This is a genomic window from Paenibacillus sp. FSL E2-0190, assembly GCF_037992965.1.
GTDB lineage: Bacteria > Bacillota > Bacilli > Paenibacillales > Paenibacillaceae > Paenibacillus_AQ > Paenibacillus_AQ odorifer.
The window spans coordinates 3,272,588-3,298,370 of record NZ_CP150306.1 but is presented as its reverse complement, the minus strand read 5'-3'; the positions used below and the strand labels follow the sequence as shown (position 1 = coordinate 3,298,370).

21 protein-coding genes and 1 pseudogene are annotated in these 25,783 nt (G+C 41.5%); 5 read left to right on the top strand and 17 right to left on the bottom strand.

Annotated features, from left to right (window positions below; translation table 11 throughout):
- Window positions 1-75 precede the first annotated feature (75 nt).
- Entirely contained in the window at window positions 76-1,599 is a 1,524-nt protein-coding gene (locus tag NST25_RS14455) for an MDR family MFS transporter (protein WP_076184547.1), read from the bottom strand.
- A gap of 276 nt (window positions 1,600-1,875) precedes the next feature.
- Between NST25_RS14455 and NST25_RS14450 the strand changes: the two genes are divergently transcribed.
- The gene (locus NST25_RS14450; protein WP_256721010.1) at window positions 1,876-2,298 is read left to right on the top strand and encodes a MarR family transcriptional regulator; all 423 of its coding nucleotides are present in this window, start codon (window positions 1,876-1,878) and stop codon (window positions 2,296-2,298) included.
- Between the two features lie 80 nt (window positions 2,299-2,378).
- On the opposite strand, the gene NST25_RS14445 is transcribed toward NST25_RS14450, so the two are convergent.
- The 6 genes from NST25_RS14445 to NST25_RS14420 form a co-directional block, all read right to left on the bottom strand.
- Window positions 2,379-2,720 (bottom strand): DUF1801 domain-containing protein, encoded by a 342-nt coding sequence (locus NST25_RS14445; RefSeq protein WP_076125767.1) that lies wholly within the window; start codon window positions 2,718-2,720, stop codon window positions 2,379-2,381.
- A gap of 292 nt (window positions 2,721-3,012) precedes the next feature.
- Complete coding sequence (locus NST25_RS14440) at window positions 3,013-6,525, bottom strand: discoidin domain-containing protein (protein ID WP_340394280.1); 3,513 nt, start codon at window positions 6,523-6,525, stop codon at window positions 3,013-3,015.
- 290 nt (window positions 6,526-6,815) lie between these two features.
- Entirely contained in the window at window positions 6,816-7,175 is a 360-nt protein-coding gene (locus NST25_RS14435; protein ID WP_076217536.1) for a multidrug efflux SMR transporter, read from the bottom strand.
- 17 nt (window positions 7,176-7,192) lie between these two features.
- Complete coding sequence (locus NST25_RS14430) at window positions 7,193-7,519, bottom strand: multidrug efflux SMR transporter (protein ID WP_340394278.1); 327 nt, start codon at window positions 7,517-7,519, stop codon at window positions 7,193-7,195.
- 13 nt (window positions 7,520-7,532) lie between these two features.
- Window positions 7,533-8,066 (bottom strand): TetR/AcrR family transcriptional regulator, encoded by a 534-nt coding sequence (locus NST25_RS14425; protein ID WP_139329874.1) that lies wholly within the window; start codon window positions 8,064-8,066, stop codon window positions 7,533-7,535.
- A 115-nt stretch (window positions 8,067-8,181) separates the two neighbouring features.
- Window positions 8,182-8,658 (bottom strand): GNAT family N-acetyltransferase, encoded by a 477-nt coding sequence (locus NST25_RS14420; RefSeq protein ID WP_340394276.1) that lies wholly within the window; start codon window positions 8,656-8,658, stop codon window positions 8,182-8,184.
- Between the two features lie 129 nt (window positions 8,659-8,787).
- On the opposite strand from NST25_RS14420, the gene NST25_RS14415 reads away from it, so the two are divergent.
- Window positions 8,788-10,449, top strand: a complete 1,662-nt coding sequence (locus tag NST25_RS14415) for a ribonuclease J (protein ID WP_076302129.1) — start codon at window positions 8,788-8,790, stop codon at window positions 10,447-10,449.
- Between the two features lie 72 nt (window positions 10,450-10,521).
- Here the strand turns inward: NST25_RS14415 and NST25_RS14410 are convergent, their stop codons facing one another.
- Both NST25_RS14410 and NST25_RS14405 read right to left on the bottom strand, forming a co-directional pair.
- Window positions 10,522-11,637: a phosphotransferase gene (locus NST25_RS14410; protein WP_340394275.1), complete on the bottom strand. Its 1,116-nt coding sequence runs from the start codon at window positions 11,635-11,637 to the stop codon at window positions 10,522-10,524.
- Window positions 11,638-11,747: 110 nt separating this feature from the next.
- Window positions 11,748-13,304 carry an ABC-F family ATP-binding cassette domain-containing protein gene (locus NST25_RS14405; RefSeq protein ID WP_340394274.1) on the bottom strand — a complete coding sequence of 519 codons (1,557 nt, stop codon included), beginning with the start codon at window positions 13,302-13,304 and terminating at the stop codon, window positions 11,748-11,750.
- Between the two features lie 231 nt (window positions 13,305-13,535).
- Between NST25_RS14405 and NST25_RS14400 the strand changes: the two genes are divergently transcribed.
- Entirely contained in the window at window positions 13,536-14,120 is a 585-nt protein-coding gene (locus tag NST25_RS14400; protein ID WP_340394273.1) for an AAA family ATPase, read from the top strand.
- 644 nt (window positions 14,121-14,764) lie between these two features.
- Here NST25_RS14400 and NST25_RS14395 read toward each other — a convergent pair.
- The 8 genes and pseudogenes from NST25_RS14395 to NST25_RS14360 form a co-directional block, all read right to left on the bottom strand.
- Entirely contained in the window at window positions 14,765-15,652 is an 888-nt protein-coding gene (locus tag NST25_RS14395) for an RsiV family protein (protein WP_076134938.1), read from the bottom strand.
- Window position 15,653: 1 nt separating this feature from the next.
- Window positions 15,654-16,160, bottom strand: a complete 507-nt coding sequence (locus tag NST25_RS14390; protein ID WP_076125785.1) for a sigma-70 family RNA polymerase sigma factor — start codon at window positions 16,158-16,160, stop codon at window positions 15,654-15,656.
- Window positions 16,161-16,250: 90 nt separating this feature from the next.
- The gene (locus NST25_RS14385) at window positions 16,251-18,116 is read right to left on the bottom strand and encodes an acyltransferase family protein (RefSeq protein ID WP_339190992.1); all 1,866 of its coding nucleotides are present in this window, start codon (window positions 18,114-18,116) and stop codon (window positions 16,251-16,253) included.
- Window positions 18,117-18,286: 170 nt separating this feature from the next.
- Entirely contained in the window at window positions 18,287-19,357 is a 1,071-nt protein-coding gene (locus tag NST25_RS14380) for a stalk domain-containing protein (protein WP_339190989.1), read from the bottom strand.
- 72 nt (window positions 19,358-19,429) lie between these two features.
- A pseudogene (locus tag NST25_RS14375) lies at window positions 19,430-19,892 on the bottom strand (NUDIX hydrolase).
- A 36-nt stretch (window positions 19,893-19,928) separates the two neighbouring features.
- Window positions 19,929-21,728: a peptidase gene (locus NST25_RS14370; protein ID WP_339190987.1), complete on the bottom strand. Its 1,800-nt coding sequence runs from the start codon at window positions 21,726-21,728 to the stop codon at window positions 19,929-19,931.
- Window positions 21,729-21,730: 2 nt separating this feature from the next.
- Entirely contained in the window at window positions 21,731-22,792 is a 1,062-nt protein-coding gene (locus NST25_RS14365) for a MoxR family ATPase (protein ID WP_076190418.1), read from the bottom strand.
- Between the two features lie 128 nt (window positions 22,793-22,920).
- Window positions 22,921-23,409, bottom strand: coding sequence for a hypothetical protein (locus NST25_RS14360; protein WP_339174142.1), 489 nt, complete (start codon window positions 23,407-23,409; stop codon window positions 22,921-22,923).
- A 205-nt stretch (window positions 23,410-23,614) separates the two neighbouring features.
- Between NST25_RS14360 and NST25_RS14355 the strand changes: the two genes are divergently transcribed.
- Window positions 23,615-24,043 carry a MarR family transcriptional regulator gene (locus NST25_RS14355; RefSeq protein ID WP_036678010.1) on the top strand — a complete coding sequence of 143 codons (429 nt, stop codon included), beginning with the start codon at window positions 23,615-23,617 and terminating at the stop codon, window positions 24,041-24,043.
- A gap of 29 nt (window positions 24,044-24,072) precedes the next feature.
- Complete coding sequence (locus tag NST25_RS14350; protein ID WP_076184535.1) at window positions 24,073-25,707, top strand: MDR family MFS transporter; 1,635 nt, start codon at window positions 24,073-24,075, stop codon at window positions 25,705-25,707.
- The last annotated feature ends 76 nt before the right edge of the window (window positions 25,708-25,783 follow it).

The following is a 25,783-nucleotide window of genomic DNA, read 5'->3' as shown; positions in this document are numbered from 1 at the left end:
CGCCGAGCTTCTTATCAAAAAAGCCCAAGCCTTTATTAACAAAGGACTTGGGCTTTTATTTTATCTTTTATTTCCTTAATGCGATGCCGTAAATTCTTCCAGCTCAGAAGCAGGATCAAACTTCTCCCTGCTCATCACAAATGCTGCCATTAGAGCTATAACTGATGGAATAATCGCCCAAGCAAAGGTATGAACAAGAGAAGAAGATAATCCTTCGGTGATTTTATCAAGAACCTCAGAGGGGATTTTGGCCCGTGTGTCGGGAGTCAAAATTGTACTTGGATCACTTAGATTAACACCTTCTGGTGCCGCGCCTCCCTTACTGAACATGGAAGCTAGTTTATTCGAAAAAATGTGACTTTGAATAATACCAAATACCGTAATGCCAAGTGTCATTCCCAGCTCCCGTGTGAAGCTAAGTGTCGAACTTGCAGAACCCCGTTGTCTTGCTGTAAATCCATGAATCGCTGCATTGCTTAGAACAGAAAATGATGAACCTATGCCAAGACCCACCAGAAACATAAAAATAGTGACTATAAACCGGGAGGAGTCTGGTGTTAGTGTGGTAAGTAGAGCCATACCTGCTACAAGGAGTACTAACGTAGAAATCATGATCGTGCGATAATTAAATTTAGAGAGCAAGAATCCTCCGCCAGCAGCAGTGATAACAGAACCAATCATCATCGGAAGTAGAACAAGCCCCGAATTTGTGGCAGACCCGCCAAGAACCCCTTGAATATAAATTGGAATGTACACCGAGGCTGTAATAAATGCCGCTCCGCTAAATATCGCCATAACATTACTCGTAGAATAGAGACGATTCTTGAACATGCCAAAGGTAATGATTGGCTCTTCTGCACGACGTTCGATAACAATAAAACCAATTAAAAACACAACAAAAGCCATAAACAATCCCAGAATCATTGTCGAGTCCCAAGCATATTTCTTACCCCCGAGCTCAATCGCAAACATGAGACAAAGGATTGAAGCTACAAGTGTAAAAGCCCCAAGATAATCAATTTTCTCTTTGGAATGCTCAACAGATTCTTTGTAGAAGAAAGCGATCATAAAGAATGCAATAACACCAATGGGTAAATTGATATAAAAGACCCAAGACCAATGAATATAATCCGCTATATAAGCGCCAATAAGAGGACCAAAAATACTGGAAATACCATAGGCAGCACCGAATAACCCACCGATTTTCCCCCGTTTTTCTGGGGCCACTACATCGAACATAATCGTGAATGCAATAGGAACGAGTGCCCCTCCACCAATACCCTGAATTGCCCGATAAATACTAAGCTGGACAATAGAATTTGCCGTACCACATAAAGCTGAACCAATCATAAAAACAATAATACCGAAAATAAAAAATCGCTTACGTCCATACATATCCGATAATTTACCGAAAATCGGCATACCCGCCATCTCAGCTATCATATAAGCGGACGTAACCCACATCAATTTGTCAAAGCCGCCAAGGTCACCTACAATGGTTCCCATTGCGGTTGCAAGTATAGTATTATCCATTGATGCCATAAGTGTAGCCAACAATAGAGCTACTATAATAACCCCAACTTTATTTTTCTTTTCCATGCTCCTTTTTCTCCTCCACTTTTCCCAAATGTTTAGTTCTACTCTAATTGTTAAAGGATTGTGCACAGGCTTCATTCCAAACCATGTGATGTTATACCCTTTGCAAATTAGTGAATAATTCGATAAAATCAAGACAATTAATTAGATGTTCATCAAGCATCTTGTTCATTGATTATCTTGACTATCAAGATACAAACATTTTAAAAGGAGGGTCCTCTTTTGTCAAGAGATCGACACAATCAAGTTACAATTCAGCAGGAAGACTTAACTTTACGCATGCGGGGCCTAGGTAGCCGAACGGTTTTGTATCAGCAAAAAGTAGCAACTTCTCTAGGGTTATACAATAACGATTTTCTATCTATAGATATCCTTCATGAAAAAGGTCCTATCACCGCCGGCGAGCTATCCAAATTAACTGGACTTACTACAGGCAGCATTACCACATTAGTTGATCGACTTGAAAAAAACGGCTTTGTTCGCAGAGAACATGACCTCAATGACCGTCGTAAGGTGATCATTGTTCCTTTATATGAGAATAACGACGTTGGAAATGCCTACCTTCCTTTACACACTAAGATGGTTAAACTGGCGTCTTCCTTTACTGAGCAGGAGCTTGAGCTTATAACAACATTTTTAGGCAAAGCAAGTACCATCCTGGAAGAGCAGATTCACTATCTCAGCACTACAACGAGTAACTAAAACTGTATAATCGTCAAAAAGGACGATCTCCCATGAAGTCAAATGACTTTGAGATATCGTCCTTTTAATATAAGTATGGATCAAAGAGAAGCTGAAGCTTGAGCAACTAAAGAGACCAATTGTGCAGAATCAAATGTGTCTCCTTTTCGAAGCTTCAGGGTTTTCCTTTCAGGTGGTCCCTCAAATACTCCCTCTGGAAGCGTTAGCTCGGTTGTATTAAAGATTACAAAGCTGACTGCGTCTTTTGATGTCGAGATGGCCGCAGCGTATTTTCCATTTTTCAAAAAATGAGGTTTCTTATACTGAATACGTTCCTGCACATCCGGTATAGCCTGATGAACAACCTCACGTAGTGAGGTGGACAACTCCACCTGCCATGATTCTTTTAGCGCTTCAATAAAATCGATTACTTCCTGATTCATTTTTCATCTCTCCCTTTAAGTAATTAAATGGTTTGCCTGAATAAGCGCAGTAAGTTGTTTAACAAAATCAGGAGGTCCTTTGAGATCCGACGCATCTGCTATGACGAACATAAGATGATGAAATCAACACATCTGCAAAAGAATTTCAAAAATTTAATAGTTTAAATTCCCCTTATATTAATTTCTTGTTCATGTAGTCATTATCCTTCTGGCAATTTAGAGATATCCAGCTCGTTTCAAGCTAAAAAGGGAAAAGCTCCTAAGAGCTTCTCCCTCAACCTCGTACATAAAATTAGTGAATCGTTAGATTAAAACCGCTCTGAATATAATTCAGATTCGGATAAGCAATGTTGGAGGTTGTCAGGTTATTAAAGGTTGCAGCACCATTGCCTGTATAGGTGTAAATAGCTGCACCTTTATGTGGACCTGAGAACCGTGAAGTTGTTATTCCATCAAGTCCTGTACCGTTAATATTGATGTTGTTGAACACGATGTTCTCGAATCCACCACCATATCCAAATTGAATCGCATCACGCTGGGTATTAATGATGTCTATGTTATTAAATGTAACGTTCTTGATAGCATCATTTGATGCTTCAAGATCAATTGCGCCACGTTCACCCCCATAAAGATCTTTACTCGTGCCACTGTTAATAATGGTTGTGTCTGAGAAAACTACACCCGTATTATTCTGGAAATGATAACCTGGAAAAACGGTATTCATACGTATGCCGGAACCACCAACTGTATCAATGATATAGTTATGATCAGCCTTATGACCACTTCCTCCAAAGAAAGCAATCGCTGCCGCACGCCAGTTATTCTCAATGGTGTTATACGAGAAGGTATTATTCACACCAGCAGGTGCACCATTTGTGTTACTGGTCCATACTGCAAGACCATCGTCACCATTATTTCGCACACTGCTATTGCGTACAATTGAATTGCTAGTTCCTTGCGAGAAGTTGATGCCGTCTGCAAGATTGTTCCGAATCCGACTGTTTTCAACTACCAGCCCGGTAGCATAAATAGCAGGTGTATGAGCGTAGTCGCCTACCCACATTCCGCATTCAAAATGCTCTACCCAGACATCATGGATAATAGAGTTGGTTCCAAAGTTATCCATAAAACCTTTGTAAATTGCATTTTGTCCATAACGTGAGCGCAAATTAGAATTCATATATACATTACTGAAATCTAGCTTACCTGAAATACGGAGTGAAATACCACCGCCCGCAGCATTAGGATTGGTGAACTGAATATTGGTATGCCAGAGACCAGCACCAGTAATAGTGAGGTTATTGATCATATTACTAGCAGAACCAATCTCCCACATACTGCTAAGATTAAAGGTACCTGCTGGAATATAAATAGACTTTCCGCTTGCCACGGCTGCATTTACAGTAGCTTTAAAAGCTGCCAGATCATCTTGTCCGTCGTTTGCCACAGCACCGTAATCTGTTACAGATACGGAGTTAGCTGGGCGGGCAATTGCTGTTGGAACAGATTCAATTTCAAGGAAATCCACACCATATTCCAAGCTATCTCCATTGTTCTTCTGGATTCGAATCTTATCCCCAGGTTGGAGGGGTGTATCCATCTTCCAGTGAACTTCATCAAAACGGAATAGTGGACGTCCAGCACTAGGTGTATCGCCAGGCATATCACCTGAGAAATACTGCCAGCTGTAGTATGAGGTTAAGGAAACTGTTTTTACTTTCGCTCCATTCACATACACATCCAGTGAACCATTCAATCCCATCCCATCTGCAGAGTCAGGCATTGTAAATCTCATAGTTACACCTGCGCCGCCTTGACCCTGTCTGACCGTCCACTCTAAGTTCGAACCATTCGAAGGAAGAGCTATATAACGCTGACCAGAAGCCTCAGAGGCGATTAATGCTTGATCAAAGGTTGGCGCCGATTTCAATGTCGCGCCACCCCCGAGTGTAGCATCCTCGGTATCATATCGGCTATACGGCATGCTTGCACCACGCGCAGCATAGACAACGAGATTAGAAACACTTACATTATTCGCTTGCTTGGCAGCTATCTCATTAGCATCCACTTCAACAGTAGTGGTGACTGTGTAGTTACCATTAATCGCTGTCCAAGTCCCTGGAATCGCAACATTAACTATTGCCCCCGCTGCTAAGGCACCGTTATAAGATCCATTATAGGTTTGAATAGTGGACCCCGCAGAGTTTTTAAGAACAACGCTTATACCATGTGAACCACTTGCAGAGGCAATGGTTCCTTGATTCTTAAGATTTACATTAAACGCTACATTGTTATTAGCAACAGGATTACTTGGTGTCCATGTAACAGTTCCCACTAAGTCAGAGCTGGACACTGGAGCGATAATAAGTGACGCTGGGTTCGTGTAGCTGTTATTCGCTTCATTTTGTTCGATAACTAGGTTGTCTTCATCAACTTTGGCACTAACTGAATACGTTGCGGCAGGCTTAACTCCTGCGGTAAGTGTCATCGATGCTGTTGTCGATGCTCCAGTTGCTAGTACACCTACCGGAGCTGAGCCTACAAGCTCATTATTTAAATAGAAATTAACAGTAGTAGCTGGAGAGCTGGCATTGCCGATATTCTTTACGATTGCGTTCAGCGTAATCGCATTAGACTCAACCGGATTCGTTGGTGACCAGGACATGCCAGTAATCACCAAATCCGGATTCGGAGCTGGAGTACCGTATACTTCAAATTCGGCGATCTGTCCAGCTGGAGCACCCGAGTTGGCAGTAATATTAAGCTGTAGACGTTTGACAGTTGCGGTAACAGGAATGGTTACTGTATTTCCTGAAGCTGGATTAAACGAATACGATTGTGCTGACACCAGATTCCCAAATGTCGTTGTGTTCTGATTGTGACCGAGCACTTGAATCGTTTGGGTACGTGCTCCCCATGCAGCGGCTGGATTTAACTTTAGAACGATGGAGGAAACGTTGTAGTTTGACCCCAGGTCAAGTATCAATGAACTAGGATTACTGCCACCTTCCCAGTATGTGTTGGTGTTGTTGTCATTAGCATTTGCTGCCACAAATGATTGCGTATTAGAGGATGCGGTAATCGATTTGCCAACCGCGATATTACTGCCCGCAACAGGTGTGGCCGTTGGCGTTGGTGTGGCTGTTGGCGTTGGTGTGACTGTTGGCGTTGGTGTGACTGTTGGCGTTGGTGTGGCTGTAGGCGTCGGTGTGGCTGTTGGCGTCGGTGTGGCTGTTGGCGTTGGTGTAACTGTTGGCGTTGGTGTGGCTGTTGGCGTCGGTGTTGGTGTACTAGCTCCATAAATTTCGAACTCAGATACTTGCGCTGCCGGCCAAGCCGTATTGCCTGTTACATTCAGGCGTACATAACGAGTGCTGGTTGCTGAAAAATCAATCTTAACGGTGTTCCCTCCTGCTGAAGGATTGAACACATAATCAGCTGAACCAACAATGTCAGTGAATGTAGATCCATTTGTGCTGCCTTGAACGGCGAGTGTTTGCGTACGCGTCTCCCAGCCCGTTGGCAGCTTCAATACGATTTGGTCAATACTTGTCTCTGTACCGAGATCTACTTGGATCCATTGCGGAAATGCATTATTGCTGCTTTCCCAATACGTCTCTTGATTGCTGTCTTTCACATTGTTTGGACTATACGTTTGTGATTGACCACTAGCCGTCACAGTTTTGCCCAGCGTCAAATTCGCGCCACCAGAGGCACTAACAAATGTGAACGGACCCGCTGCCAGGTATAAACTTGAAATCAACAGGGTTACTACAAGCGACCAAACGACATACTTGTTGCGCATTATAATCCTCCTCTTAATGTAGATACTCACTAACGTGTCGCCTTATCGGAGTGCTCAAATGATAGCGTTTACAATCAAATTCATCTCAGAGCACATTAAATAACAACCGATCCTCCTTTCAATGTGAGACACTCTCATTATAGAGAAGAAGCGGATCAAGCTATAAGATGTAATTCTACGGAAAAGATATGTGATACCAATATCGCGAAACTACCCTAAATATGGAATCTATTAACATCACGTCCATCAAATAAAGGCCTGATTTCTCAGGCCCTAGTTTTTTATGAAGATTAACTTGTGGTTTTAAGTTCTTTTTCATTAGCTGAATCTGGAGAGTTTAATAAAACCACACCTCCAACTATTAATACTATGCCTGCAAGTGTAAGCATACTAAATGGATCCCCCCATATTACGATACCAACGATGGCGGTTAGAACTGTACCTACACCTGCCCAAATCGCATAAGCTAGGCTTAAAGGTAAAACTCTGAGACTTATGGACAAACTATAAAATGCGATAATAAAACCAATAATAACACCTATAGTAGGCAATATTTGTGTGAACCCTTCTGACATTTTCAGCATAGTTGTACCTATTACTTCGCTTATAATAGCTACCCCCAGTACCCAAAAACCCTTATTCTTGTTCATAACATTTCCTCCAAGCTCTAATGAGATCCACCAGAAAGTTTCATAATGACTACTCCACCAATGATAAGAATCAGGCCGAGTAATTTCTTCAGATTGAAGTTTTCTTTATAAATGATGACTCCAATTAACGCAGTTAAAGCCGTACCTACCCCCGACCAAATAGCATAAGCCGTCCCTAGTGGAATCGTTGAAAGCGCTAAAGAAAGACAATAAAAGGCTGAACCCATGCCGAGTAAGACTCCTATTGAAGGTAAAATCTTTTTAAACCCGTTAGAAACCTTAAGCATGGAGCTACCAAATACCTCGCAGATAATCGCTGTTGCCAGTAACACATATGAATTCAACAATAGCCCCTCCTTACTCCGTCATGTTTATTAATTCTTGAATTACTTTATCTCGTAAATCCTTATCTAAAGCTCCTAATCCGAACATTTCTGAATACCACAAACCGTCCGCTGCCAGCCTGACAATTGTGGAACGTACAGGATCTATTCCATCGTTCTCTATATTGTTTTGCCATACTGAGTATTGATCTTGAAATTTCTTAAGGATATCCGGATTCGTAAAAAGAGCAGCCGTAAGCGCTGTGCTAATCTCTTGCTCTTCCTTAAGATCGTCGTCAATCGCCTGAACAAACGCTCGTCCCCACTTCCCCGTTTCTCTAGATGCATTCGCTACTCTTTCTTGAACATTACTGAAAAAATCACTTGTTAACTCTTCCACCATACTTTTTATTAAAGCTTCCTTATTCGGAAAATGGTGCAGCAGTCCACCTTTACTGACCCCCGCTTCTTTGGCAACGGCTTCAAGCGTAAGCTTCTCCACCCCATTATTTTTAACTACTATAGAAGCTGCTAATAAAATACTACTTCGTTTTGAATTACTGTTCACGATAATCACCTCTGTTATTTACTATACCGTCTGGACGGTTTTATTGTCAAATAAAAAATCATTACCTTATATCAAAAAAAGCCTGGTAATCCAGGCCTCCAACATTTTAAAGCAATTACATTAATTTTTTAATATACCAAGCATCACAAGCAAAATGCTCTGACCCATCAAGCGGTTCATCCAAAAGCTCAAATCCATTTTTCATATAGAAACGGTTAGCTGCGTGCATGTTTTGAAGTGTCTCCAAATAACATTGGTTGTATTGAAGCTTGGCAAAGTCCAGCGCTGTGTTTAAAAGTTCGTTGGCTATCCCGTTACCTCTAATCGACTGAGATAAATACATTTTTTGCAACTCACATATCTTGTCATCATTCCCGAAAGGAGCAATGCCACACCCCCCTAATACTTCCCCTCCCTCTTCGACAACCCAATAAGCCCGATTCTCACTATGATTATAATAATCTGATAAATGATGCAGGCTGTCATCCTCCCAGGCTAGACCCGAGCGATTCCCGCCAAACTCAATTAGGCAGTCCCTAATGACCTTTTCAATGGAGCTATTATCTTTCATTTGTAATAGTCGGATATTCATGAGTAACGTTCTCCTATCTTTCGATTAGCTTTCTTCAGTTATTATATTGTATCAAGCTTCAGAATGGATAATTATAATGGGATTCAAACATAATATAGAGAAATTTATTTAGGAGGGGCTTCAATGAAAATGGCAGCTAAGCAACTCTCGATTGCAGCATTAGGTGGGGTTCATGAAATTGGTAAAAATATGTATATCCTGCAATACGCAGATGATATTGTTGTCATTGATTGCGGCTCTAAATTCCCAGATGAAAGTCTCTTAGGGATTGACCTAATTATTCCTGATGTTTCGTATTTATTAAATAATATTGATAAGGTACAAGCGTTGGTGGTGACTCACGGACATGAGGATCATATCGGCGGGATTCCTTACCTGCTTAAACAGTTGAATATCCCAATATATGCTTCCCGTTTAACCTTAGGATTAATCGAAAATAAACTTAGGGAACATGGAATTTTACGACAAACGAAACTCCATTGTATTAATTCAGAATCTACGTTAACCCTGGGAGCCATTACTACAACATTTTTTAATACAAATCATAGTATTCCAGATTGCCTTGGCGTAGTATTCGATACACCTGAAGGTATCGTAGTTCATACGGGAGACTTCAAATTTGACATGACGCCTGTCAACAAGCAGTATCCAGATATACATAAAATGGCCGATATTGGGAAAAACGGTGTAAAGATCTTGCTGTCAGAAAGCACTAATGCTGAGCGTCCTGGCTTCACCCCTTCTGAAAAGCTTGTTGGCGCTCACATAGAAGAAGCCTTTTTAAAAGCAGACCGTAGAATTTTTATTTCTACCTTCGCCTCAAATGTACATCGTCTACAGCAGATCATTGATGCTTCTCACTTAACTGAACGTAAATTGACCTTACTCGGCAGAAGTATGGTAAATGTAGTCAGAGTGGCCCAAGAACTCGGTTATTTGAACATTCCGGACGATATGCTGATCGAACCTGCAGAAGCTGCTAAGCTCACTCCGGCACAGGTAACTGTTTTATGTACAGGCAGTCAAGGAGAGCCCATGGCCGCACTATCCCGCTTAGCGAACTCAAGCCATCGATTGATGGAGATCCAGGCTGGGGACACGGTGCTGCTCGCAGCCAATCCCATCCCGGGGAATGAACGGAATGTTTCAAGGATTGTCGATAATTTATATATGCTGGGCGCTAAAGTTATCTATGGTTCACGCAGTGAGCTTCACGTCTCCGGGCATGGCAGCCAAGAGGAGCTTAAACTAATGCTGACTCTAATGAAACCTGAATACTTTATTCCGATTCATGGTGAATACCGTATGCTGCATCATCACAGCTTGTTAGCGGAGGCGGTAGGCGTCAAACCGGAAAATATCTTTATTCTAAAAAATGGAGACATCGTTGAGTCATCGTCTGGTGTTGTCCGCCAATCCGGTCGAGTGACTGCTGGGCAAATTCTAGTGGATGGCCTTGGGATCGGAGATATTGGAAATGTTGTGCTTCGCGATCGTCGCCAGCTGTCAGCAGACGGCATTCTGATTACAGTGATTACACTGAGCCAAACCGATGGACGTCTATTAAACGAGCCAGACACTATTTCCAGGGGATTCGTTTATGTCCGTAACTCCGATAATTTAATGGACGAGATCAACCAGCATGTAACATCGACCCTTAAAAAAATGAACGAAACGGATCTCGGCCAATGGAATATCATCAAGCAGACCATCAAAGAATCATTAAGTAAGTTCCTATACGAAAAAACGAAACGGCGGCCAATGATTCTTCCAATCATCATTGAGGTTTAATAAAAAGGAGTTCCCGTGGGGAGCTCCTTTTCTCTTTGTATCCAGTTGTAGAGGATAGATTTTAACTACATTTTAACTAAATTGCGCCCATGTATTCATCTTGATACATTCTGTCGCCATATTCCGTTGAATATTAATAATTTGCTCCAATTGGGAAACTCGATCTTGAAGCTTTAGGTTAGTTGGATCCGTTTTTAACTGTGCGGCCAATGAAAAGTATTGAGGCACTTCCCAGATACAACGTAAAGCAGTGCCTAAACAATAACCATATCTTGCAAGGGACTCGTCCCCCTGCCATCCTGAATCTTTTAATCCCTCGATATAGTTTTGGAATAAAGACTCTTTATATTCCTCGTAGCGATGATTAGGAAAAACTCCTAAGCTCATATTTACGCCAAACATTTTGCCAAGGTCTTCACCTATCCCCGATATACTCATAAATTGCCAGTCAATTAATATTAGCCGTCCGCCGTCCGTATCACTTTGAGTTAGCAGCATATTCATTTGACTGAGGTCTTGGTGTGCAAGCACTCGCGGCAAGCTATTCAAAGAACGCAAGCTTCTGTCAATCTGGTCTGTGAAGTCTTGGAACCATGTCCAGATACTACGTTCATTATCATTGTGTAATTGATTTATATATTTTGCTGGATTAGGGGCGTAGATTTTACTCGAGGTAGTCCATGATTTAAGCCAGTTTCTGCAAATCCACTTCTCATCAGGAATTTTCTTTCCTGTCAGATAAGTTCCATTGAAACGACCTAACTGTTCAGCGATGTAATCAAACTGTTCCTTTGTGTAAGCATATTCCCCATCTATTCGTTCCATCCATAACCATACGGTACCATCTGCTTGTTCCTCAACAAGATAACACTTAGGTGCCTTGATTGAGCTAGGAAGCTCGTCGAGAATCTTGGATTCAAAGACTAGAGCTTCTCGTCGCCAGTAATTGTGATGCTTAAGATTATCTTTCTCCGCACTATCTGGCTTGATTATCTTTAATATGATTGACCATGGAAGCTGCTTATGATTAATAGATGCAAAACCGCTTAGACGAAAGATACCCGCTGTTGTAAAGTTAGGTGTTTTATAATTTAAATCTTCACATGTAAAATTGACTATCTTTGCTTCGGATTCTTCAAAAATCCGCTGAACACAGCTGTTAAGCTGATGCATTTTATTCTCTAGCACATAGACCCTCCCTGTCTCTGTTAAGATCCCATTCTATTCCGCTAAAAAAAGCCTATGAAGCGTAACAGATTCGTTATCACTCATAGGCTTGTTCATCAAAGACTTACTTATTAGAATACTTTCGTTGTCCAATCTTCGCAATTCCAGATATCGGTTACGATGTCCTGATAAAAATCGGGTTCGTGAGAAATCATAAGAATGCTTCCTTTGTATGCTTTTAGAGCGCGTTTCAGTTCATCTTTGGCATCGATATCCAAGTGGTTCGTCGGCTCATCTAATACGAGAATATTAGTTTCGCTATTAATGAGCTTACATAGACGCACTTTAGCTTTTTCCCCACCACTTAGTACAGCAATCTTACTCTCAATATGCTTCGTGGTTAATCCACATTTAGCTAGAGCAGCACGTACTTCGAATTGTGACAGAGACGGGAATGTATCCCAGATTTCCTCAATACAAGTCTTGTAATTGCCTTCTTTCATCTCTTGCTCAAAATAGCCAATCTCCTGATGATATCCACGTTCTACTGAACCAGACAATGCAGAGATTTCACCTAAAATACTGCGCAGCAATGTTGTTTTACCAATTCCGTTTGCCCCAACCAACGCGATCTTCTGTCCACGCTCCATCAATAAATTAAGCGGTCTGGACAATGGAGAGTCGTAGCCGATAACCAATTCTTTTGCTTCGAAAATCATCTTGCCGGCAGTTTTACCTTCTTTAAAGTTAAACTGTGGTTTCGGTTTCTCCTTGGCAATCTCGATGATCTCCATCTTGTCGAGCTTCTTCTGTCTGGACATCGCCATGTTACGGGTAGCCACGCTGGCTTTGTTACGAGCTACGAAATCCTTCAGCTCTGCTATTTCTTGCTTTTGGCGATTATAAGCAGATTCAAGCTGTTGTTTTCTCATTTCGTAGACTTGTTGGAATTGCTCATAATCACCCACATAACGGGTCAGCTTTTGATTTTCCATATGGTAGATCAGGTTGATAACACTATTCAAGAATGGTATATCATGTGAGATCAGAATAAAAGCATTATCGTACTCTTGAAGGTAACGTCTCAGCCATTCAATATGCTGCTCATCCAGATAGTTCGTAGGCTCATCGAGGAGCAAAATATCTGGTTTTTCAAGCAATAGCTTAGCAAGCAAGATTTTGGTGCGTTGACCACCACTAAGATCGGCTACATCGCGATCCAATCCAATGTCAGTAATCCCTAGTCCACGCGCGGTTTCTTGTACTTTCGCATCGATCATGTAAAAGTCTTGATTTGTAAGTGTATCTTGGATGGTACCTACTTCTTCAAGCAGCTTTTCCAGCTCTTCAGGTGAAACGTCACCCATTCTGCCATACATATCGTTCATCTCTTGCTCAAGATCGAACAGGTACTGGAAAGCACTTCTGAGTACATCTTGAATCGTCATTCCTTTGGTTAACACTGCATGCTGATCGAGGTAGCCAACACGCACCCGCTTGGACCATTCGACTTTACCTTCATCAGGTTGCAGTTTGCCTGTAACAATATTCATAAAAGTGGATTTTCCTTCGCCGTTAGCGCCGAATAATCCGATATGCTCGCCTTTTAGGAGACGGAATGAAACATCCTTAAAGATCGCACGATCTCCAAAGCCATGACTTAATCCTTCAACATTTAATATGCTCATTTATGGACACCTTTTTCTTATTTTTCTCGCTATATTATAAGCAGGATTAGCTAAAAACTCAATGGAGAAGCAAAAAATTATCATTTTATGGGCTAATCCGCGAGCAATTTTAGTTTTGTGGACCGTCATTTGCCGAGAATGGGATTACGCTGGCGATTGCTCGTCATCTTTTATATGATAGTATGCATAGATACACATTGGAGTTGACTTGAGAACTAAGGAGAATTAGAAATGAATAAACTTGTATTTTTTCTTGGTCCAGCTGGAGCAGGCAAAACAACGTTAGCTAAAGCGATTGCTTCGCGGCGCAAAATACCTTTTTTCGATATGGATATTCTACTACGGCCTGCTGCTGACGCGATAATGACTTTACACGGACTGGATCCGGCAGATAGAGACTCAGCAGAGTACAAAAGGTTATGCCGCGATTTAGGTTATCGAATCACTATGGATGCTGCAATGGATAATATTGGCTTGGACGTAGATGCTTTTGTGGTTGGTCCCTTTACCAAAGAGGCGGCCAATCCTGACTGGATCAGCCATGAGTTAGCTCGGATCGGGCGTTCCCTTCATGATGTTGAGGTCAAGGTTGTCTTGGTAGGGTTAGCCAACGAGGAATTGTACCGGGAACGAATTCAAGACAGACAATCACCACTAGATGAATGGAAGTTCCAGCATTGGAATGAATTCCGCACTTCTCTTGGCAACCGTACGGTAGAATGGCCGCTCCCGGCTGAAAATATTGCGTTGATCGACAATTCTAACCCGGATATTAATGCTACTGTTGCGGCAGTAGAACGATTTATTTACGGCTAAACTTTCGGACTCAGATCACGTTAATTCCACTTTTATCACCTTTTGCGCAGAGTATCGGACCCCAGATAGCCTTATTTCCACATTTAGCACCTCTTGTACAGAGTTTCGGACTCCAGTGCAGCTATTCGTTAGAAAAGTGGCTTGGGGCGTGTTTTTCGTGCCAATAGCGACGATGCGGTCCGTTAGAATTGCAAAAGTGCGATAATGCTGCGTTTAGGGTCAGCTGAGTCCGTTAGCAACAGCGTTCGCGTCAAATAATGAGAGCAAACGATGTTTGAGGCTTTGACGAAGAGTTTTGGCTAAACTTTCGGACCCAGATGGCCTTATTTACACATTTAGCACCTTTTGTACAGAGGTTCGGACCCCAGTGCAGCTATTCGTTAGAAAAGTGTGCTTGGGGCGTGTTTTTCGTGCCAATAGCGACTATGCGGTCCGATAGAATTGCAAAAGTGCGATAATGCTGCGTTTAGGGTCAGCTGAGTCCGTTAGCTGCTGCGTCCCCCGTAAAATAATGACATCAAACGATGTTTGAGGCTTTGACGAAGAGTTTTGGCTAAACCTTCGGACCCAGATGATCTTATTTCCACTTTTATCACCTTTTGTGCAGAGTTTCGGACTCAGATCACGTTATTCCCAGAATTCTTTTATTGAATATACTTCTGACTGACCAAATCATCAGCAAGCACCGCGGTTGGTATCACAAATTCAACGGAGCCCATATAACCAGGTGCGACATCGTATTTGTTAAACACAATCACAAGCTTACCTTCGGTGTTGATATAAAAGCTCTGATCCTTCGTAATGGAGGTAAACTGATCCGTTGGCACATCATCGCCATACTCAGGGATCCAGTAAACTTTCTCAGAGTCTGCTTTCATTTGAGCAATCATCTGTTCTTTAATATTTTCACTGATGCGTTCAATGTATTGATCATCTTTAAATAGCATTGGCAATGTAATAAGGATCTGGTTCACTTTGTCTATCGTATCAAAAGTAACTTCCATTGAAGATGAACCAGCGGTTTCCTCAACATATCTGCCAATGGAGAAAATGCGCTCATTATCCGTTTTCACTTCATAACCTACATCCAGCCCCAAATGGCCCCCACCTTGTTCCTTCAACGCTTCGATCTCCGCTTGGAACTTTTCGTATAGTGCTTTATTCTCACTTAAATATTTGCTGTTCAATCCAAGCTCCAGTTCTTTGTTTTCCATATCGGTAACGGCTGGAACCTTGATATTAGCATCGTAGTTCTCTTCTTCTACAACGTATTCTTTAATAGTTAGTACTTTTATTATCCGATCAACGCCTGGAATGGAAGATAATGCACTAGCTACGGTTGTACTAGTGTTTATGGCTACTAGAAAAATAACTGCGGCCGCACCAACACTAGCCACCCACTTAGTTGTCGTGTGTTTTTTTCTATTGGCTTTAAGTGACTGCTTTATAGAGCGGTTTACAATCAAATCAAGTTCTTCCGGAATGGGAATATCGGTATACTCTTTATGTAATTCTTGTATTCTTTCGTCCATCTTACTTTATCTCCTTTAAGGCTTCATCATTCAGCTTCACCCGCAATAACTGAAGGGCCTGATACAGCCTTGTCTTTATTGTATTGGTGTTCTCGTTAAGAACTTCAGCCACTTCATTAATCTTCATATCCTCAAAATATCTAAGCACAATCACACTTCGGTATTTCGCCGGCAGCTCTTCCAGTGTTCTTTTCAAATCCATATCTGTATAGCTATCCTCAACAGCCGGACTATAGGTTTCTATTATCTCTGGCTCCATCGTCTGAACCTTCTTGTTTCTGCGCAAAAAGTCTAAGGAAGTATTCACGACAATCCTGTAAAACCAGCTTTTCACGGCATCGTGATCCTTTAGCAAATCCATTCGTGTCATCGCTTTATAAATAGAATCCTGCACAATGTCGAGGGCATCCTCTTTGTTTTTCACATAACTGTAAGCAAGCCGGTATACATTTTCTTTGTTTTCTTTGATACATCGCGTCAATATTTTCTCGGTTTTCCTATTCAACATGGTCGATTATCCTTCTCTGTTTGTGATCTGGTGTTGTAACAGGAGTAAGACGTTTGGTGAGTATAAAAAAGTTTGGAGATTCCAAATAAATTATTTATTTTCTTTTTCCAAAGCTTTAATTAGAATTGATGCATAATACTTGGCACCCTCACGTTTCAAATGAACACCATCTTTGTAGAAGTAGTCGTCTTTTCCTTCACTAGCTGAGTACCAGTCTACTATGGTCGTATTCCTGAATTCACTGGAAACTTTTGAAAGGGTGGAATTCACAGTCTGCTCCCACTTTCTCGGCACACGTGTATTGACCAAAATAATCTGCTCCGCATCGCTTAACGAGTTTAGTAGTTTACGTAATTGCTTGGTGTTAAAAGCTCCATTCGTCCCCAGCTCTATGATCATCCGCTTCCCTAACCGTCCTTGTGCTCTAAGCTGATCAATTACCTCCTGTGCCTGCATCATCTGTCTGCCGACCTTTCCATCGATGACAATACCAGGGAGACTTTCTACCAAAAATGGTGCTGCATCCAAAATGACAGAATCGCCAATGGCCGTAATATTCTTTCCGGTTTGATTTTTCTCGGTTACCGCTATGTTTCCTTCTGGTTCAAATTGTTGCTCTTCAGTGTCAGGTTTTTGCTTCTCAACATCAGTCGTATCTTTTTCTACGGGTGGTGCCAATAAATTGTGATCTATTGGATCTTGCGCTGTTCTCTCTTGCTGTACATTCTGCTTATCTGCAACTTCGATTGTAGGTGTGTCAGATTCAGCATTGGATAAATATCCATTGCAGGCAATCGGAATAAGAACCAAAAAGATCATGGTCATAAGAAAGACTGGGCGGTAGCTGCGGCGTTGTTTTGCACTCCAATTGTTCCAAATGTTTCTTAATGATCCACGCCGGAGCGGCTCCTCCACATATTTGTATGATAAGGCTGCCAGTAGAAAACTTCCTGCTAACTGAAGGATAATTCGAAGCACGCCGCTCTCATCTGGATTCCCATTAGGGCTGGTAAGAATAATTACGGGATAATGCCAAAGATATAAGCTATATGAACGTACACCTATCCATCGCATAGGTTTCCAACCCATTTTCCGTCCAAGAGAACTGGCAGGATGAGCAAGCACAGCAATCACTACTGCAGTAATGATAGAGATGATCAAAAATCCACCCCGATATAGTGATTCATCAAACTCGTTAACCCGGTAAACTAACACCATTAATACCAGCAGTCCCAGAGCACCAATGATATCAAACATATAACGAGATCTTTCTGTGACTGTATTTTTAAGTTTCTGACTAGGCCATGCAACGGCAAGCGCCGCTCCAATTAGAAGTGCAAATATGCGAGTATCTGTTCCATAATAGACCCTGCTTGGATCTGTGCCCGGTACATAGAACATAGCCATGGCTAAAGCTGATACAGCAGCACAAGCCAGAATCCAGGCGATAAGTTTACTTCGACGAGGTATGATCTTTAGTCCTAATACGAGCAGCAGCGGCCATAGAATATAAAACTGTTCTTCAATAGAAAGTGACCATAAATGTCCGATCGGTGAAGGAGGTCCAAAGCTTTCAAAGTACGAAACATCATGAAATATTAACCACCAGTTATTAACGTAAAATAGTGATGACATGAAATCTCCTGTCAGCCCATTTAATCTCGTGGGATCTATGATTAAGAGCCATATGGTGACAACGATCAGCATGACTATCGTCGCCGGCAGCAACCTCCGTGCTCTACGTATCCAAAAGTCCAGAAGGTCCAATCTTCGATGACGCTCCCATTGGTTAATGATTTGGTCTGTGATGAGATAACCCGAGATCACAAAAAAGATTCCCACTCCCAGCAGTCCACCCCCAGCCCATTTCAAATTCAAATGATAGGCTATGACAGCGAGTACGGAAAAAGCTCTTAGTCCATCAATACCAGGCATATAACGCTTGTTGTCATTCATTCTGTTTCAGTCCTTACCCTTAATTTGTTGTTCATAGGCAGGACGCAGGAGCAGCTCAAAAAGTTCTTTAAACTGGCTAATCTGTTATCAAAAGTAAAAAACACCCGCGCAAGAATTACCCTGCTGGATGTTTTTAATAATTCTAACTACTTTTACAAACTTCTAAATGGTTATTTCTGAACTTCAACCTGTAGAATTTCTGATACGAATTGAACAGGTACATAGGTTTTGTTATCTTGCAGAACAGGTGCGGCACCTAAAGCTTTAGGAGTCATTTTTGCGAAGAAGTATGAATCTTTGTTAAGCGTAACACTTGTCCACTGCGCTCCTTTCATCAACTCAGCGGTTTTGGTAGACTGATTCCATTTCAATTCATAGTTTAGTTGACTGGCCACATCACGAAGCGATACCATGAGCACGCCTTTCTTATTCGTGAAAGTAGCTACTTTTTTCAAATCTAGCTTAGTTGTATCCGTTGAACTATGATTTAAGCTGAACCGAAACTCTGGTGAACCTACATAACCTGGTGCAATGCTGTATTTAGGGAATACGATTACTAAGTCACCTTTATCGATATAGAACGACTGCTCAGTTGAAGTTCCTGTGTACTCTTCTAAGAAATACTTATCTGAATCCTTTTTAATCTCTGCCAGAATGTCTGCATCGAGCTTCTCTTTGTAGTTAGCGCCCAGTAGATCCGTTAGTGCAACAGGTTCTGCCTCAGCTATATTTTTCACATTATAAGTATCGATCCGCGGCATGCTTGTTCCACCTTCAGAACCTTCAGTAGTAACAGTCAAGGAGATAACGCCTGCTGGAGAACCTGTTCCATCTGATTTCAGATCATAAGTAATGTAAAGAGTATAAGGATGAAATTCCATTTGATCAGCTTGTGCTTTTTTGCCCATTTCTGCGGCGTCTTTCTCCCACTGTGCCAGATCCTTTTCAGCATGAGAGAGGATAATATCGTTCAGTTCATCTTGATAATGAGTATCCAGCATTCCTGTTAGCTGTGGTACTTTTAAATCTGCAATCAGGTATTTACTTGTTGTGTTAAGTACTTTTTCTTGTACTTTAATGCCAGCAAGGGCTGGTGTCTTGGACGGTAAAGCCGCAGAAGCATTAGCTGTTACTTGTGTGGAAACCATAGCATGAACCGGTAAAGAAGCTGCACTCACTCCCATAATGGCTACACATCCAACTGCACTCATTTTAAATAGATTTTTTGTTCTTTTGTTCATATCTCGTCATCCTCCATCTCTATTTATAAGTGCCTTCCGATGACACTCATTAGCTAGGACGCAGGAGGACCTCTAAAAAGTTTGCTGGTTTTCTAATTTAAATATGATTTTTTCAACTTCTGTACCCCGTAACTCTACGTAAAAAGGCTGCACCTTATCATTTAGACAATACTCCAGCCGCAGTCTGAGGTTTTTCCATGTGACCATTTCCAATGCTTGTTCTATCGGGAAAAACCCAACTTCTAAGCTCTCGGAACTAGTAGCAGGTTCGCCGCCGATGGCTTTCCCTAGAAATAGGTTAGTACAAATAGATCGATCAACATTTTGAAAAACTCCGCAGAACTTATTAATCTCTATATCAATGCCCGATTCTTCTTTGGCTTCCCTGATTGCTGCTTCGATAAGGGACTCCTCCTCTTCAACCTGTCCGCCTGGCATCTCCCATCCTCTACGTGGACCCTTTTATTAATAAGATTTCTTCTTGATCATTGAATACAACTGTAGCTGCTGAAAGAATATGTTTGGGGGGATTCATATCCATTGTTACCTCGCTCTAAATTTATTCTAAGCCCTAATTAATTCTGAATACAGGTCCTTTGGGTGAGAAAGGCAAGTCATTTCCCTTGGGCAAGATATAAGCATGGTCTCTTTTAATGGTCAGCTTGTCACAATAACCATCTGTAATAATTAGAAGTGGTCCTTTTTTCGGAAAATCCTCAGCTTGTTGAATCAAATCAATAGCTGGTTGTAAGATCGTTCCCCCTCTTCCCTTCACTTGTACCCGATCCGCGATAGCCTCCGGGGGCATGTAACCTGCATCATAAGGACAAGCATCACAAAAGATAATCCGTGCAAAAGGAACATCACGAGCCTGCGCATAACTTGAAATGGCTCCTAATGCTTTGGCCAGAAGCTTTTTATCCATTGAGCCTGAGGTATCTAAAATAACTCCAAAAGTACGGCCATCATCTGCAGCACCGCTATGAACCCACTGTGGTCGAGGGATATCAGGTGTAGAAGATTGACGTCTGCTAATTCGTGAATAAGATCTGGTCTTCTCAAGCGGTGAAAAATAATGATCAAACCACCGAGCAAGCTCTACATCCCATTTAATAGGTGGCTGGCCTAGCGCTCTAATCTCTTCAACTAGGCCTGATGGCAAAAGACCGCGGCTTTGCTCTTCATGATACATCAGTCCTTGTTGCATAGCATTTTTACAGAAATCATCTAACGTCTGTCCTTCTCTCGCATCCCAAAAACTTGATGAACCGTTATCTAAAATGTCACCAAGTCCATTCCCTCTCAAGGTCGCCAGTTTCTTATAAGTGCGGATATCTCCGACCATACGATCATAAATCGTTTCAGCAGATAAACCTTTAAGCTCAGGATCTAATAAGAGTCCAATTCGCGGATACTCCCCTACACTCATTTCTACTAGCCATAGATTTATTACGTAGTCACAAGCCACATTCCAAAGATAATGATCCCGGCCAAGACATCGCTCGTGATGCTGAAGCCCCGCGTGCAGAAGCTCATGCGCCATCACGAAAATACACTCCTCATCGTTTAGTCCGGCTGCAGGGTTCATAAATATTTTGCGCTCAATAACGTCAATGGCAGCTATGGAAATATCAAATCGCCGACATATCGCTGAATCTTCTATAATCTCAAAGCCGGCGGCAAGCGCACCTAATAAAGGATATCTGTCCATAAACCATCGTTTTGCACGTTGTGGAGCGGTTAATGAAAGTGCAGGGTCACTAATAGTATTAGCATGGCCTCCAGCAACACTTACTGCATTCGTCACAGCATTAGATAACCCATAAGCAAAATAGGCTTCCCAATCCGGTGCTTTTCCCCAGTATCTTTTGGTGGTTTCTCTAACATTCATATCCAGTTTTGAAACACCCGCAGTCCCAAAATATCTGGAGGTGTCCGGAATTCCTTTTATCATAAACTGCTCGTAAAGCTGTTGTTCATCTTTAATTGTAAGATCAATTCGCGACTCCATATCTGCGGGTACTTTCCCAAGCTTCAAGTCATTTAAAAACTTTGCTATGTACACATCACATGCAACGTTCCACGCCACTTGATTCTCTTTAATCTTTAAATGTCCAAGACCTAAATGAAGAAAACAATGTGCCAAAACGTACATCCATTCAGCAACCTCGCCACGCCTTTTAGGATGAGTGTAAATATAACCGTTATTAGTGACAATTGCCCAGCCGTCTTCAGGATAGGGACTATTTTCATTATGAATAATCGAAGCTCGAACAGATAACGGCGCAAAAATAGGATGATCCGCGATTAACGAACATGCTTCATTAAAATTTTTCAAAGCGGGATTATCTGGAGTTGTTTTTTTAGCCATATTTACCCCCGCTCTTTTATTGCAAGACGTGGTAAATCACGTACAATTTCAACCATTAACCAATCTGGAATATTATCACTTTGCTCCTGCTTAGCAACTACTAGCTGTGCAATTTCGAAGCTAATGACGGACAAGTCTTTAATCAGCTTTTTAACAGTGTGTGCAAATTGGCGATGTCCATCTCGTACGTTATCTTTAATCGGAGGGAGTTCTTTGATAATCTGGGCACGCAAGGATTGCGCCAGGAAATACAGGAGATCCCGATCTTCTGGAGCCGTTGGAAATGAGGATTTACCATCTATAATTTGATTAAGTTCATATTTTCCAGTTAGATTTTTATAAAAAGCCCTGAATTGTGTGGCGTGAGCAGGTGTCAGTGAACCATTCGCTAAAATCCCCACGGTATCCGCATTTATATCATCGCCAAACTCATGTAGTGCATCACTAAGCATATGCCAAGAGCGTGGCGTGGAGAAAGGCTCTTCAGTCTTTGGAGGTGCACTCCACAAATGATCGGGACGCAATTCCAGATATTCAATAACCATAGGATGAATGTTATGCTCATATGCCCAAGAGATCCAATTTTGAAACGATACATTTAACTGTATATGGAACATCCGATTGATAAGCGCGGAGGACATAGGTTTAACAATTGCACTATCTTGTGCACGGTTACCAGCTCCTATTACTATAGAGCCCTCAGGTAGGTGATAATCGCCTATGCGGCGTTCGTGGATGAGACTATAAAAAGCTTTTTGCACTTCTTGAGAACAGGCATTAAGCTCGTCCAGGAACAAACAATAAGGTTCATCCCGAGCAATCATTTTTGGAGGACAGAATTGGCTCTTACCGTTAACGATTTGCGGGACTCCAATGATGTCTTCAGGTGCTAATTGAGAACCTAATAGAGACACACAAGGAAGACCCACCTGATCAGCAAAAGCTTCTACTAGCGAAGATTTCCCAATACCAGGCGCCCCCCAGATAAAAACAGGCCGAATCACAGAAACGTTTAGAAGTACTTGCATAAGTTGAATAGGTGTTACAGGAGTTGCTAGATTCAAATAAATGCTCCTTTTTTAATGAAATGATAATAACGATAACTATACACAGTATAACAAATAATTCATTAGCTCAGGAACGAACTTCAACAACAGATGAATAACCCCACATCCTAGTCGAGGGTTACTATTTATTTCAGGGGAGGTTGTTGCGCAGATTTTAATAATTTCCCACCGTCATAATGTTTCCCATATTTTTTCACTATTTCTTTAATTTCATTATCTTCAGGAATTGAGTTTGAGATTTTCCATGTTAAAAAGTAAGCCTGTACTTTCCCGCCATAAAAAACCCATGAAAAAAATCTCATAGCAAATTTATGTGCACCTTTTTTCCTGAAATTATTCATGGAGCTTCCTTTTTTCCACACCGTTATAGTCTGCCCGACACCTCCCTGAAGTTGTCCAGAGAGCTCAGCATATAGGAGATTTTCATTTTTCTGAAGTTGCTTCTTAACGAAATTATTAATAGTTCCATTAATCATAATTCTGAATATATTGAAATTTTCTCCTCGTGTTACTGAGATAATCGCCGTTTGGGGTAACTCTACAGCTCTATCGCCTAAAGTGAACTTTGCACCGTACTTATTGTTTGGATCTTGATGCTTAACCCATTCTCTCAATATAAACTCCCCCGATCCTTTCCCTATATATATTATCAACCCACTCTATTTCATTCGAAAAAACAAACCTTTTCTTGACGAGATATAAAAAAGGATGATATATTGTTTCACGCTTTAATAATTAAGTAGTTAATCATTTAGTTGTTATCTAAAATTTAATGGAATTACTTATTCCGCCCTATTTCATAACTTTAGGAGGCGTGATTTGGCTAATAATGAAGATTTTCTTCAGATATCTACTATGTTCAAATCCTTTTTAAAAGGAATCTCTCAAGATTGGAACAAACAAGACTACCCCCTAAATATTACACAGTTCAAAACCCTCAGGACTTTATCTAAGAACGGTCCACAAAACGTATCACAGATTGCTGCAGCTCTTGGTATTACCTCAGCAGCAATTACAGGCGTAACAGACCAATTAATCGCTGAAGATTACGTAAATAAGGAACGCGCCAAGGATGATCGAAGAGTGGTACACATCACCATTACGCAGAAAGGAGAAGCAACGATTAAAGAGGTGCAGGAACGCCATCAAGAACTTATGGAATCTTACTTTAAGATACTGCCCGATGAAGATATTGAGCATTTAAGAAGAATTTTCGCAGTTATAATTTCTGATTTAGACAAGAGATAAAATTTAAAAAGTGGCGGGGAAACAATCGAATGGAACATTTATCCAGCAAACGAAAACTTAGTATTATGATAGCTATTATGGCTGCAATGCTGTTCGCAGCGATTAATCAGACAATTACAAGTACTGCTATGCCGCGTATAATCGCAATTCTTGATGGCATGGATTACTATACTTGGACTATTAACATTTATTTATTAACATCAACAATAGCGACCGTTCTTGTCGGTAAGTTATCTGATATGTTCGGACGTAAACCCTTTCTATTAGCAGGTATTCTATTATTTATGGTTGGGGCTTTTCTGACAGGAACATCTTCCGATGTTTATCAATTTATCATTTATCGTGGGATTCAAGGGGTAGGTGCAGGTATTATTCAATCCACCGCATTTACTGCCGTAGGTGACTTATTCCCTCCGCGTGAACGTGGTAAATGGATGGGGTTGATGATGGCCGTATTCGGTTTCTCCAGTGTGCTTGGACCAACGCTTGGAGGCTTTTTGATTGACAATATGGATTGGCATTGGCTGTTCTGGATCTTCCTACCGCTAGGTGTAGTAGCCTTCGTCATGATTCTTACCTTATTTCCTAAAGGCAAACGCGGGGAGTCAACCAGCATCGACTATTTAGGTTCCTTGCTAATGACAACCACCATCGTGCCTCTACTGCTTGCCTTCACCTGGGCAGGTACAGAATATGATTGGGGTTCTTCGCAAATTCTCGGCCTGTTGGCGGGAACTGTCGTTTCGGCACTTCTCTTTATTTTTGTCGAATCCAAAGCTAAAAATCCAATCCTTCCGCTTCATCTATTTAAGAATAGTGTAGTTACCATATCTAATATTATTGGTTTTATTATGAACTTCGGTATGATGGGAGCTATGATCTATCTTTCCTTCTTCGTACAAGGTGTTCTGGGGATCTCCGCGACATATGCAGGGTATGTTACTATGCCAATGTCGATCGTTATGGTTGTAGCCAGTGCCCTTACCGGACAAAAGATGGCGAAAAAAGGGAAGTATAAACGTTACGCATTAATTGGAATACCCATTATGATTGCTGGTATGACAATTATGGTATTTATGAATAATGTACCGATGGCTGTCCTAAGTATGATTGTGTTTGGTCTTGGGTTGGGATTGGGGATGCCAGTATTCTCACTAGCTACTCAAAATGCGGTTTCACACACCGAACTGGGTGTAGTAACGGCCTCCTCACAATTATTCCGTAATTTAGGCGGTACGATCGGTATCGCAGTCATGGGTACCGTTATGTCCAATAGTCTTACCAAAAACTTGAAGGAAGCTCTGCAATCGTCATCAGCACCGGATTTCACACAGATTGATCCAAAACTTGCTGAGCAAATGCTCTCCTTCGCTAATCCACAGGCATTAATGAACAAACCATTGCTTGAACAGACTCAAGCTAGTCTGCCAGCCGATGTGCAGCCTGTCTTCTTACAAATGATTGAGGGTATCCGTGACGCTTTAGGACAGACATTGTCATCCGTGTTCTTAACCGGGACCATTGTGCTTGTTGTAGCTTTCGTGCTTGTCTTCTTCCTGAAGGAGCTTCCACTTCGTACTTCTAACCAAATGCCAGTTCCTGAAGAAGCTGAACAGGACCCGTCAAACATGAAATCTTCAAAACTTGCAGTGGATAAAGCCTAACCGCAAATTACTTTGAAACTGACTATAAAACAACAAAACTGCAACGTACTCATGCGTAACTGAGTAAGTTGCAGTT

Coding starts and splice junctions, on each gene's coding strand:
- NST25_RS14350 (WP_076184535.1), top strand. CDS start 24,073: ATGGAACATTTATCCAGCAAACGAAAACTTAGTATTATGATAGCTATT.
- NST25_RS14370 (WP_339190987.1), bottom strand. CDS start 21,728: ATGGCTAAAAAAACAACTCCAGATAATCCCGCTTTGAAAAATTTTAAT.
- NST25_RS14400 (WP_340394273.1), top strand. CDS start 13,536: ATGAATAAACTTGTATTTTTTCTTGGTCCAGCTGGAGCAGGCAAAACA.
- NST25_RS14440 (WP_340394280.1), bottom strand. CDS start 6,525: ATGCGCAACAAGTATGTCGTTTGGTCGCTTGTAGTAACCCTGTTGATT.
- NST25_RS14395 (WP_076134938.1), bottom strand. CDS start 15,652: ATGGACGAAAGAATACAAGAATTACATAAAGAGTATACCGATATTCCC.
- NST25_RS14445 (WP_076125767.1), bottom strand. CDS start 2,720: ATGAATCAGGAAGTAATCGATTTTATTGAAGCGCTAAAAGAATCATGG.
- NST25_RS14380 (WP_339190989.1), bottom strand. CDS start 19,357: ATGAACAAAAGAACAAAAAATCTATTTAAAATGAGTGCAGTTGGATGT.
- NST25_RS14455 (WP_076184547.1), bottom strand. CDS start 1,599: ATGGAAAAGAAAAATAAAGTTGGGGTTATTATAGTAGCTCTATTGTTG.
- NST25_RS14435 (WP_076217536.1), bottom strand. CDS start 7,175: ATGAACAAGAATAAGGGTTTTTGGGTACTGGGGGTAGCTATTATAAGC.
- NST25_RS14420 (WP_340394276.1), bottom strand. CDS start 8,658: ATGAATATCCGACTATTACAAATGAAAGATAATAGCTCCATTGAAAAG.
- NST25_RS14385 (WP_339190992.1), bottom strand. CDS start 18,116: ATGAATGACAACAAGCGTTATATGCCTGGTATTGATGGACTAAGAGCT.
- NST25_RS14450 (WP_256721010.1), top strand. CDS start 1,876: ATGCGGGGCCTAGGTAGCCGAACGGTTTTGTATCAGCAAAAAGTAGCA.
- NST25_RS14415 (WP_076302129.1), top strand. CDS start 8,788: ATGGCAGCTAAGCAACTCTCGATTGCAGCATTAGGTGGGGTTCATGAA.
- NST25_RS14390 (WP_076125785.1), bottom strand. CDS start 16,160: ATGTTGAATAGGAAAACCGAGAAAATATTGACGCGATGTATCAAAGAA.
- NST25_RS14405 (WP_340394274.1), bottom strand. CDS start 13,304: ATGAGCATATTAAATGTTGAAGGATTAAGTCATGGCTTTGGAGATCGT.